This is a genomic window from Usitatibacter rugosus (assembly GCF_013003965.1).
Lineage (GTDB): Bacteria > Pseudomonadota > Gammaproteobacteria > Burkholderiales > Usitatibacteraceae > Usitatibacter > Usitatibacter rugosus.
The window spans coordinates 3,966,897-3,977,876 of record NZ_CP053069.1; the positions used below are offsets into that span (position 1 = coordinate 3,966,897).

The window sequence follows — 10,980 nt, forward strand, 5'->3', positions numbered from 1 at the left end:
TCAGCGCAGGAAGAGGCGGTAGGCGGGGTTGCGCGACTCGTCGGTGTAGTCGTAGCCCAGCTCGCGGAGGAACCGGCGGAAGGCCCCACGCTCGCGCTCCGGGATCTGCAGGCCCACGAGGACGCGGCCGACGTCGGCGCCGTGGTTGCGGTAGTGGAAGAGCGAGATGTTCCAGCCCGAGCCCATGTGCGTGAGGAAGTTCATCAGCGCGCCCGGGCGCTCGGGAAACTCGAAGCGGTAGAGCATCTCGCCCTTCGCTCCGCGCCCGCGGCCGCCGACGAGGTGGCGCACATGGAGCTTCGCCGTCTCGTTGTCGGAGAGGTCCACGGTCTTCATGCCCTTGCGGGTGAGCTGGCCGATGATGCGGTCGGTCTCCTCGCGGCTCGACACCGAGATGCCCAGGAAGATGTGCGCGGCGCTGTCGTCGGCATACCGGTAGTTGAACTCGGTGACACTCCGCTTGCCGAGCAGCTCGCACAGCGCGCGGAAGCTGCCGGGCTTCTCGGGAATGGTGACGCCCAGCACCGCCTCGCGGTGCTCGCCCAGCTCGGCTCGCTCGGCCACGAAGCGCAGGCGATCGAAGTTCATGTTGGCGCCGCAGGCGATCGCCACCAGCGTGCGGCCCTTGGCCTTGCGCTTCGCGGCCCAGCGCTTGGCGCCCGCGAGTGCCAGCGCACCCGACGGCTCCACGATCGTGCGCGTGTCCTCGAAGATGTCCTTGATGGCCGCGCAGATCTCGTCCGTATCCACGAGCACCATCTCGTCGACGAGCTTCTTCGCGAGGCGGAAGGTCTCCTTGCCGACCTGCCGGACCGCGACGCCGTCGGCGAAGAGGTTCACGTGCGGCAGCGTCACGCGCTTGCCGGCCTTCAGCGACGCGGTCATGGCGTTCGAATCCGTGGGCTCCACGCCGATGATGCGGGTGCGCGGCGAGACTCGCTTCACGTACGACGCGATGCCGGCGATGAGGCCGCCTCCGCCCACCGGAATGAAGATCGCGTCGATGGGCTGCGCGTGTTGCCGCAGGATCTCCATGCCGATGGTCCCCTGCCCCGCGATCACCAGCGGATCGTCGTAGGGATGGACGAACGTGCGGCCCTGCTTGCGTGCGAGCGCACGGGCGTGCACGTTGGCCTCGTGATAGCTGTCGCCGTGCAGCACGACGTTGGCGCCGCGCGCCGCCACGGCCGCGACCTTGATCCGCGGCGTGGTCACCGGCATCACGATGGTGGCCGACGTGCCGAGCTTCTGCGCGGCGAGCGCGACCCCCTGGGCATGGTTGCCGGCGCTCGCGCAGATCACGCCGCGCGCGAGCTTCGCGGTCGAGAGGTGCGCCATCTTGTTGTACGCCCCGCGCAGCTTGAAGGAGAACACCGACTGCTTGTCCTCGCGCTTCAGCAGCACGTGGTTGGCCATGCGCCGCGAGATGCCCGCCACGGGCTCCAGCGGGCTTTCCACCGCGACGTCGTAGACGCGCGCGGCGAGGATCTTCTGCAGGTAGTCGTCCTTCATAACCTGCAAGGATACCAGTGGGTTATCCTCCGCCCATGGACCAGAACGCACTCAAGAAGCAGGTCGGCGAAGCGGCGCTCAAGTACGTCCGCGACGGAATGATGCTGGGCGTGGGCACCGGATCGACGGTGAACTTCTTCATCGAGGCGCTGGCCGCGAGCCGCATCCAGCTGAAGGGCGCGGTCTCCTCCTCCGAGGCCAGCAGCCAGCGGCTGCGCGCCGCGAAGATCGAGGTGCTGGAGCTGAACGACGCGACGACGTGCGACGTCTACATCGACGGCGCGGACGAAGTCGACCGGGGCCTGCGCATGATCAAGGGCGGCGGTGCCGCGCTCACGCGCGAGAAGATCGTCGCGGCCGCGAGCCGGCAGTTCGTCTGCATCGCGGACGGCTCGAAGCTCGTGGACGTGCTGGGGAAATTCCCGCTGCCGGTGGAGGTGATCCCGATGGCACGCAGCTACGTCGCGCGCGAGATCGTGACCCTCACGGGCGGCCAGCCCGAGTACCGGATCGGCGTGAAGACGGACAACGGGAACGTGATCCTCGACGTGCACGGGCTTTCGATCACGGATCCCGTGAAGCTCGAGACAGACCTGAACCAGATCACGGGGGTCGTCACCAACGGGATCTTCGCTCGCCGCCCCGCCGACGTCCTGCTGCTCGGGACCCCTGACGGGGTGAAGACCTCAAAAGCCTAAGGCGAAAGGCGTCCTCCGCAGATAAACACAGATAAACGCCGATGAAAAAACTTGAGGGGTTTTCGCCCTGCAAGCTTTTGACCTTATCTGCGTTTATCGGTGTTTATCTGCGGAGGACGCCCTTCGCCTTAATTCAGGCCTTAGGGACGTAGCCGGAAGCGACGTCCGCGCCCTCGCCGAAGAGGTAGCGCTTCATCTGCTCCCGCAGGTACTCCCGCGCCTTGGGGTCCGCCCCCGAAAGACGGTTCTCGTTCACCAGCATCTTCTGGTGCTCGGTCCAGCCCTTCCAGGCTTCCTTCGAGATCTTCTCGTAGATCTCCTTGCCCAGCTCGCCCGGGTACGGCGGGAAATCGAGGCCCTCGGCCTCCTTCTTGAGCTTCACGCACTGAATCATTCTGGCCATCACAAATCCTTCACGAAGATCTTCGAACGCCGGTCGTAATTGTAGAGGGACTGCTTCCTCTCCGGCAGCTTGGCGAGGTCGGCTTCGACGAAGCCGCGCTCGAGGAACCAGTGCGAGGTACGCGCCGAGAGCACGAAAAGGCTCTTCAGCCCCTTGGACCGTGCCTGCGACTCGGCGTGCGCCAGCAGCCGCTCGCCACGGCCGCCGTCCCGATAGAACGGGTTGACCGCGACCGCCGCCAGCTCCGCCGTCTTTTCCTCGGGGAAGGGATAGAGCGCCGCGGAGCCGAGGATGTTCCCGTCGGCTTCGAGCACGAAGAAGTTGCCGATCTCGTTCTCGAGCTGGGCTCGCTCGCGCTTCACGAGCACGCCCTGCTGCTCGAGCGGCTCCACGATCTGCAGGATGCCGGGCACGTCTTCCAGCGTGGCGCCGCGGATGCGCTCGGGCGATTCCGGAATCACCATCGTCCCGATGCCATGGCTGGTGAAGAGCTCGATCAGCAGGGCTCCATCGGTGTGGCGCGAGACCATGTGCGAGCGCTTCACGCCGTTCTCGCAGGCCTTGATCGTGCACGGCAGATAGATCCGGATGTCCTCGGGAAGGCTGTTGGCTTCCTGCAGGCGCTTCGCTTCCGGCACCGTGAGCTCGGGGATGAGGCGGCCCTTCGCGTCGGGGGCACCCATGGTCTCGGTGAGGAAGATCAGCTTGTCGGCCTTCAGCGCGATGGCGGTCTGCGTGGCCACGTCCTCGAGGGTGCAGTTGAAGATGTTGCCCGTGGGCGAGAAGCCCAGTGGCGAGATCAGCACCACCTCGTGGTCGTCCAGCCGCCGGCGGATGCCCTCGGCGTCGATCTTGCGCACTTCGCCGGTGTGCTGGAAATCCACGCCGTTCACCACGCCAACGGGCTTGGCCGTGACGAAGTTGCCGGACGACACGCGGATGTCGGCGCCCCACATCGGCGAGTTGGCGAGCTCGACCGACATCTGCGCTTCCATCTCGACGCGCACGATGCCGTTGGCTTCCTTCACGCAGGCGAGCGCGCGGTCGTCGGTGACGCGGCGATTGCCGACGTAGCGCGGCTCGACGCCGTGCTGGCGCATCTGCTCCTCGATCTGCGGGCGCGTGCCGTGCACCAGCACCACGCGGATCTCGAGGCTCACGAGCACGTTGATGTCGTGGGTGAGCTGGGCGAACTCCCCGTCGGCCAGCACCTCGCCGCCGAAGGCGATCACGAACGTGCCGCCGCCGAACTGGTGGATGTACGGCGTGGCCGCGCGGAACCACTTCACGAAGGCTTCGGTCTTCAGCGCGGGTTTTGTCTTGGTAGCCATTTAGCTCGAGAGATCGCCCCAGAGGGCATTGATGACGGAAAGCGCCGCGAGCGGCGCCGTCTCGGTGCGCAGCACGCGCGGGCCGAGCCCGGCGGATTCGAAGCCGCGGGACTGCGCGAGGTCGCGCTCGCGATCGGAGAGCCCGCCCTCGGGGCCGATCAGCAGCTCCATCGGCCCGGTGGGCGCCGAACGCGACGCGAGCGGCTCGGCCAACGGCGAGAGCATCAGGCGCGTGGCCTCGGACGGCAGCGCGATCCAGGCCAGGAAGCCGAGCGTGGGCCGCACTTCGGGAACGCGGTTGCGCCCGCTCTGCTCGCACGCCGCCACCGCCACGCGGCGCCAGTGCGATTCACGGCGGGCGGCGCGCTCGGCGGAGAGACGCACGACACTGCGGTCGCACACGATGGGCTGGATCCACGCCACGCCCAGCTCCACCGACTTCTGGATGATGAGGTCCATCTTGTCGGCTTCGGGCAGGCCCTGCACGAGGCCCACGTCCACGGGCGACTCGCGCTCGACGTCGCGGAAGGCGGCCGTCTTCACGTCGACGTGCTCCTTGTCCATGCGCGTGAGGATGGCGTCGTACTCACCGCCACGCCCGTCGAAGACCGTGATCGTGTCGCCCGTCTTCAGCCGCAGCGCCTTGCCGACGTGCTGCGCCGCGTCCGGATCGAGCGAGAACTGCGCTCCGGGACCGAGGCGGACGTCGACGAAGATGCGGGGCTGGCCCATCGATCGGTTCTGGTGGGTCCTAGAAGCTCATGCAGGAAGCGTTGAGGATGCCCACGCCGAGCGCGGTCGAGCCGAGGAAGAAGCCCTGGGCCGAGTTGCCCTTGGTGATGTCGTCGCACACGGTGGGTACCAGCAGGCGGATCACCATGAACGCCGCGATCTGCACCACGAGCGCGATCACGCCCCAGATCGCCATGTCCACGAGGTTCACGCTGTAGCGGACGGCGGCGCCCAGCGGGATCACGAAGCCCAGGATGGCCCCCGACAGGCTGAAGGCCGCGGCGATGTTGCCCTCGCGGATCAGCGTGAACTCGGGATGAGGTGTCACGCGGATGTAGATCGCGACGAACGCCCTCAGCAGCACCAGCGAGACCGCCAGGTACACGAGGAAGTTGTCGAAGCCGGCGAATGAATCCAGCACGTGGCGCATGGCGGTTCTCCCTTTTTCTTCGGTTCGTCGGTCAGGTGAAGCAGTGGGGCACGAAACGGCTGGAATTGCGCGTGATGGGCGAGGTGTCCTCGCGGATGCCGATGCCGGCGCTCTCCGACCCGACAATCCACGAGCCGATCACGGTGTAGTGGGCGCCGAAGCGCGGCAGTTCGTGGTAAGCCTGCCAGATGAAGCCTTCGGATCCGTACTCGCCGGGCGCCTCGAGCGTGCTGCCGCCCGCGGTGATGGCCACGTTCGCGCCCTCGCGCGAGTAGATCGGCTTCTTCACGAAATCGGTGGCGAAGCGTCCGGGCTCGAAGCTCGCCTCGAGCAGGTTCGGATGTCCCGGGAACATCTCCCAGAGCACCGGCAGGATCGCCTTGTTGGACAGCAGCATCTTCCACGCGGGCTCGATCACGAGCGTGTGGCGGCCGAGCAGGTGCGTGCCGAACTCCTCGCGCACCAGCCATTCCCACGGATAGAGCTTGAAGAGCACGGCGATGGCGCGCTCGTCGAGGTCGGTGAAGCGCTTGCCGTTCCAGCCGAGGGCGGCCATGTCGATCGCCCGCGCGTCGAGGCCGGCCTGGATGGCGGTGTCCCTGAGGTAATCGAGGTTGCCCTGGTCCTCGTCGTTGTCGGCGAGCGCGGCGAAATGCACGACGCGATCGCCGGGGACCTTGTGGCCGATCTCCTTCCAGCGCTCGACCAGCTTCTCGTGCAGCGAGTTGAACTGGTCGCGATCCGGGAAGACATCCTTCAGCCAGTACCACTGCACGACGGAGGCCTCGAGGAGCGCCGTGGGCGTGTCCGCGTTGTATTCGAGGAGCTTCGGCGCGCCGTTGCCGTCCCAGGAGAGATCGAAGCGGCCGAAGAGCGAGGGCTCTTCCTCTTCCCACGACGAGCGGATCAACGCATGGAAGGGATCGGGAATGCGGAAGCGCGAGTAGTCGCCTTTCGCGATCACGCGGCCGACGGCCTCGAGGCAACGCTGGTGCAGCTCCGCGGTCGCTTCCTCGAGCGTGTCGACCTCATCGGCCGTGAATTCGTAGTACGCGCGCTCGTCCCAGTACACGCCGTCGAGGGTGTGGAAGTGGAACCCGAGCGCTTCGACCTTCTGTTCCCAGCCCGGGCGCGGCGCGATCTCGTGGCGCTTCAATCAGCCTCCCGACGAGGAGGACGAGGAGCGCCCGGTCGAACCGAAGCCTCCGCGCGACGATGACGACGTCGTGCCGCTGCTCGTGGACTGCGTGGACGTGGAGCCGATGGAGCGCGAGCCCGCGAAGCTGCGGTTGCTGCCCCAGGAGTTGCCCGCGAGGAAACCGCCGGCCGCATAGAGCGGGCCGTAGTAGAAGCCGCGGTTCGCGTTCTTCGCATCGGTGGCGGGCGTGCAGTCCTCGGCCTTGTTGCCCCAGTCGGCGAGGCAGTCTTCCTTCGAGGCGTAGACGTCGCGCCGGTCGTCGCTGCAGCCGGCCAGGGCCGCCACGCCGATCAGCACCAGCGTGACCGTTCCCGAAGACTTGCGGAGCTTCTTCAGCATCGACGCCTCCCTCAGGAGACCAGCTTGCGCACGTAGTTCGGCAACGCGAACACCGCGCGATGGATTTCACCGTTGTAGTACTGCAGGTCGCGCACGTCTCGCTTCCCGAGGCGAACATCGATCTCTTCCGGCGTCACGGCTTTCGGATCCAGCGCGTCGGAGGCGATGGCGAAGCCCCAGATCGAACCGTAGAGCGGGATGTGCACGAAGTAAGGCGTCACGCGCGCGAAGACCTGGCGGAGGTTCGCCATCGTAGCGCGCACGCGATCCGGGTGGGAGAACGGCGAGCCCAGGTGCAGCGTGAGCGCGGCTCCGGGCGCCATCGCCCGCTTGGCGAGCGCGAAGGTGGCCGGCGAATAGAGCTCCATCGATGGGCCCACGGGATCGGTGAGGTCCATGCCGACGATGTCGTAGCGGGCCGCCGTCTCGCGCAGGTAGGCGAGGCCGTCGCCCACCGTGACCTTGAGCTTCGGATTGTCGAAGACGTGGTTGTGCACCTTGGCGAACTGCGCCTTCGAGATCGCGATCACGTCCGGGTCCAGCTCGGCCATGTGCACCTGCTCCATCGTCGAGTGCTTCAGCAGCTCTTCCGACGAACCGCCGTCGCCGCCGCCGATCACGAGCGCTCGCTTCGGCGCCGGATGGGCGGCCGCGGCCGGGTGCACGAGCGCCTCGTGGTAGAAGAACTCGTCGCGCTCGGACGTCATGTTGAAGCCGTCCAAACGGAAGATGCGGCCGAGCTCCGGCGTCTCGTACACCTCGAGCAGTTGGAACGGCGTCTGCCGGCGCTCGACCAGCGTGCCCTCGAAGTACACGCCGGACGCGTCGTTCAGGCGCTCGTAGATCTTTTCGGTCATCGGATGGAGAAAGCCCCGCGGGTGCGGGGCCTTCGGGCGTTTACTTGACGGCCGCCAGGCGCTTCTTCTTGACCGGAAGGTCCCGGCCTCGCCACACGCGCTCGATCATCACGTCGGCCGGCTTCAGCGCGGCGACGAGCTGCTCGTAGAGGCTTTCCGCCTTGCCGCTGTTGTCGCAAGTGACGTTGCAGACGTACACATCGAGCGTCGCGCCGCTGCGTTCAGGCCAGGTATGGATCGCCAGGTGCGATTCCGCGAACACGACAGTCCCAGTAGTGCCCCCATCCTGAGTGGCATCCAGCCCGTCGAATTGGTAGAAGTGGTCCCCGAGGACCGTGAGCCCCACCGTCTTGCACGCGGCCACGCAGAGTTCGCGCAGCTTCGGTGACGAGGTGAGCATTTCGCTGTTCCGGCAGCCGTACAGGTCGGCGATGATGTGCAGTCCCTTCACTTCGATACCCCTCCTTGATTCAAGTAAGTTCTGCGGGGGTAGGGACATCACCTCATCAACCGTGGCCGGGCGTCCCGCGTTTCTCCAGTGGAGAGCGGGATCGCCCTCAGGCCCAGGGCGGTGGGTGAAATCCTTCCTGCAGAGGTTTACCCAAGCGAAAAATATCGCGCGAAAAAAGTCCGAAAGTATAATGGCATATTTCCTGCGTTGCACAAGTTTTTTCGCTGGCTTCGCATCCCGCCACGCTACAACCGAAACCCCATCTCATGCCTGATTCGCCCGCCCTCGCCGCCTCCCATTCCGACCTCGTGAACGCCATCCGCGCGCTCGCGATGGATGCCGTCCAGAAAGCCAATTCCGGGCATCCCGGCATGCCGATGGGCATGGCCGAGATCTCCGAGGTGCTCTGGCGCCGCTTCCTGCGGCACAACCCCGCGAATCCCGCGTGGCCCGACCGCGACCGCTTCGTGCTCTCCAACGGCCACGGCTCGATGCTCCAGTACGCCCTGCTGCATCTCACGGGCTACGACCTCTCCATGGAAGACATCCGCCACTTCCGGCAGTTGCATTCGAAGACGCCGGGCCACCCGGAAGTGGGCATCACGCCGGGCGTCGAGACGACCACCGGCCCGCTCGGCCAGGGGCTCGCCAACGCGGTGGGCATGGCGCTCGCGGAGAAGCTCCTCGCGGCGGAGTTCAACAAGCCGGGGCACGCGCTGGTCGATCACCGCACCTGGGTGTTCCTCGGCGACGGCTGCCTGATGGAAGGCATCTCGCACGAGGTGTGCTCGCTCGCGGGCACGCTGGGGCTCGGCAAGCTCGTCGCCATCTACGACGACAACGGCATCTCCATCGACGGCAAGGTGCAAGGCTGGTTCACGGACAACACGCCGATGCGCTTCGCCGCGTACGGCTGGAACGTGATTCCGAACGTGGACGGCCACGACGCGAAAGCCGTGGAAGGCGCGATCGCCGAGGCGCTCGCGCAATCCGACAAGCCCACGCTCATCTGCGCGAAGACGGTGATCGGCAAGGGCTCGCCCAACAAGCAGGGCACCGACGGCGTCCACGGCGCCGCGTTGGGCGACAAGGAAGTCGCTGCCACGCGCGACGCGATCGGCTGGAAGCACGCGCCCTTCGAGATTCCGGACACGGTGCGCGCCGCGTGGGACCAACGCACGCGAGGCGCCGCGCTGGAAGGCGAATGGAACGCGAAGCTCTCCGCGTACGAAGCTGCGTTCCCCGAGGCCGCGCGCGAGTACCGCCGCCGCATGGCGGGCGAGCTCCCGGGCGCGTGGAAGTCCGCGACCACGGCACTCCTCGCGAAGGCGAACGAGAAGGCGGAAACCGTCGCCACGCGCAAAGCCTCGCAGCTTGCGATCGAGGCGCTGGCCCCGGTATTGCCCGAAGCGCTGGGCGGCAGCGCGGACCTCACGGGCTCCAACCTCACCAACTGGTCGGGCACGAAGGCGGTCACGGCCGACAAGCCCGGCAACTACGTCTACTTCGGCGTGCGCGAGTTCGGCATGGCCGCGATCGGCAACGGCCTCGCGCTGCACGGCGGCTTCCTGCCGTACTCGGGAACGTTCCTCACGTTCTCCGACTACTCGAGGAACGCGCTGCGCATGGCGTCGCTGATGAAGCTGCGCAACGTCTTCGTCTTCACGCACGACTCCATCGGCCTGGGCGAGGACGGCCCGACGCACCAGGCGGTCGAGCACACCGCGAGCCTGCGCCTCATCCCCGGCATGACGGTCTGGCGCCCCTGCGACACGGTCGAGACCGCGCAAGCGTGGATCGATTCCGTCGAGCGCCGCGACGGCCCCTCCTGCCTGATGCTGTCGCGCCAGAACTCGCCGTTCGTCGCGCGCTCTTCCGCGGCCATCGAGGCGATCCGCCGCGGCGGCTACGTCCTCTCGGAGAGCGTCGGCACCGCGAAGGCCGTCCTCCTCGCCACGGGCACCGAAGTCTCGATCGCCATGGCGGCGCAGAAGAAGCTCGCGGAAGCGGGCATTCCGGTGCGCGTGGTTTCCATGCCGAGCACCAACGTCTTCGACCGGCAGGACGCGTCGTGGAAGGAATCCGTCCTCCCCCGCGGCATCCCGCGCGTGTCGATCGAGGCCGGCGTCACCGACGGCTGGCGCAAGTACGTGGGCCTCGAAGGCGCGTGCGTCGGCGTCGACCGCTTCGGCGAGTCGGCCCCGGCGCCGGACGTCTACAAGTACCTCGGCGTGGACGTCGATCACCTCGTGGCGGCCGTGCAGGGCGTTGTCTAGCGTCGACGCGAAGCTCGTCGTACGGGCCGCGAGCGTCGCCGACGCCGCGGCCATCGCCCACGTGCACCGCGAAAGCTGGCGCACCACTTACGCGGGCATGCTTCCGGTGGAGGTCATCGAGCGCGAGACCGGGCGCAAGTCCGAAGCCACGTGGCGCCGCTGGCTCGAGAACGCCGACCGCCCCACCGCCACGATCGTCGCCGAGGTTCCCGGCGCCGGCATCGTCGGCTTCTCCTTCTGCGGCGTCGCGCGCGCCGGGCTCGAGGGGCTGGAAGCGGAGATCTACGCGCTCTACGTGCTCCAGGACCATCAACGCCGCGGCATCGGGCGCGAGCTGGTGCGGGAGAGTGCCCGCCACTTCGTGCGCCTGGGCCTTTTCGGCTTCTACCTGTGGGTCCTCAAGGCCAATCGCGCGCGCCTGTTCTACGAAGCGCTCGGCGGCCAGGCGATCGCCGAGAAGACCGAGCAGTTGGGCGGGCATCCGTTCGGCGAGGTCGCCTATGCGTGGCACGACCTCACGGGATTGATCGGGGCTGACTAGTTCGTTTCTCGCTGCGCTCTACACGCAGATGTTCGACGCTTCGACTCACAAAGGTTTTATCGGCGGCCATCTGCGGTTCCAAGCCTCACCCTAAAGGCGCCTGCGGGCGCCTTTCTTCTGTCCAAGGGGTACATCTGCGAGTAAAGCGCAGCGAGAAGACCGGGAGCAGGAATGTGCCTCTACCATGTTCTAACAACTGGTCTGGTTTCCTC

General features: G+C 66.9%; 12 protein-coding genes. 3 read left to right on the plus strand and 9 right to left on the minus strand.

The window, feature by feature from the left end:
* Positions 1-1,512 carry a threonine ammonia-lyase, biosynthetic gene (gene ilvA, locus DSM104443_RS18820; RefSeq protein WP_171095014.1) on the minus strand — a complete coding sequence of 504 codons (1,512 nt, stop codon included), beginning with the start codon at positions 1,510-1,512 and terminating at the stop codon, positions 1-3.
* A 35-nt stretch (positions 1,513-1,547) separates the two neighbouring features.
* Here ilvA and rpiA point away from each other — a divergent pair, with 35 nt between their 5' ends.
* Entirely contained in the window at positions 1,548-2,210 is a 663-nt protein-coding gene (rpiA, locus tag DSM104443_RS18825; RefSeq protein ID WP_171095016.1) for a ribose-5-phosphate isomerase RpiA, read from the plus strand.
* Positions 2,211-2,343: 133 nt separating this feature from the next.
* Here the strand turns inward: rpiA and DSM104443_RS18830 are convergent, their stop codons facing one another.
* The 8 genes from DSM104443_RS18830 to speD are packed head-to-tail and all read right to left on the minus strand — an operon-like array spanning position 2,344 to position 7,951.
* A complete protein-coding gene (locus DSM104443_RS18830) occupies positions 2,344-2,613 on the minus strand; it encodes an oxidative damage protection protein (RefSeq protein ID WP_171095018.1) in 270 nt (89 codons plus the stop codon).
* Positions 2,613-3,944, minus strand: coding sequence for an amino-acid N-acetyltransferase (gene argA, locus DSM104443_RS18835; RefSeq protein WP_171095020.1), 1,332 nt, complete (start codon positions 3,942-3,944; stop codon positions 2,613-2,615). The genes DSM104443_RS18830 and argA overlap by 1 nt, the downstream gene beginning before the upstream one ends.
* Positions 3,945-4,676 (minus strand): 16S rRNA (uracil(1498)-N(3))-methyltransferase, encoded by a 732-nt coding sequence (locus DSM104443_RS18840; RefSeq protein ID WP_171095022.1) that lies wholly within the window; start codon positions 4,674-4,676, stop codon positions 3,945-3,947.
* Positions 4,677-4,695: 19 nt separating this feature from the next.
* Complete coding sequence (locus DSM104443_RS18845; protein WP_171095024.1) at positions 4,696-5,106, minus strand: DUF350 domain-containing protein; 411 nt, start codon at positions 5,104-5,106, stop codon at positions 4,696-4,698.
* Between the two features lie 31 nt (positions 5,107-5,137).
* Positions 5,138-6,262 (minus strand): glutathionylspermidine synthase family protein, encoded by a 1,125-nt coding sequence (locus DSM104443_RS18850; protein WP_171095027.1) that lies wholly within the window; start codon positions 6,260-6,262, stop codon positions 5,138-5,140.
* Positions 6,263-6,643, minus strand: a complete 381-nt coding sequence (locus tag DSM104443_RS18855) for a hypothetical protein (protein ID WP_171095029.1) — start codon at positions 6,641-6,643, stop codon at positions 6,263-6,265. It lies immediately after the preceding gene.
* 11 nt (positions 6,644-6,654) lie between these two features.
* Positions 6,655-7,500: a polyamine aminopropyltransferase gene (gene speE, locus DSM104443_RS18860; protein WP_171095031.1), complete on the minus strand. Its 846-nt coding sequence runs from the start codon at positions 7,498-7,500 to the stop codon at positions 6,655-6,657.
* A 40-nt stretch (positions 7,501-7,540) separates the two neighbouring features.
* Entirely contained in the window at positions 7,541-7,951 is a 411-nt protein-coding gene (speD, locus tag DSM104443_RS18865) for an adenosylmethionine decarboxylase (protein WP_171095034.1), read from the minus strand.
* Between the two features lie 266 nt (positions 7,952-8,217).
* On the opposite strand from speD, the gene tkt reads away from it, so the two are divergent.
* Positions 8,218-10,227: a transketolase gene (tkt, locus tag DSM104443_RS18870; protein ID WP_171095036.1), complete on the plus strand. Its 2,010-nt coding sequence runs from the start codon at positions 8,218-8,220 to the stop codon at positions 10,225-10,227.
* Complete coding sequence (locus DSM104443_RS18875) at positions 10,220-10,768, plus strand: GNAT family N-acetyltransferase (RefSeq protein ID WP_171095039.1); 549 nt, start codon at positions 10,220-10,222, stop codon at positions 10,766-10,768. The genes tkt and DSM104443_RS18875 overlap by 8 nt, the downstream gene beginning before the upstream one ends.
* Positions 10,769-10,980 lie beyond the last annotated feature (212 nt).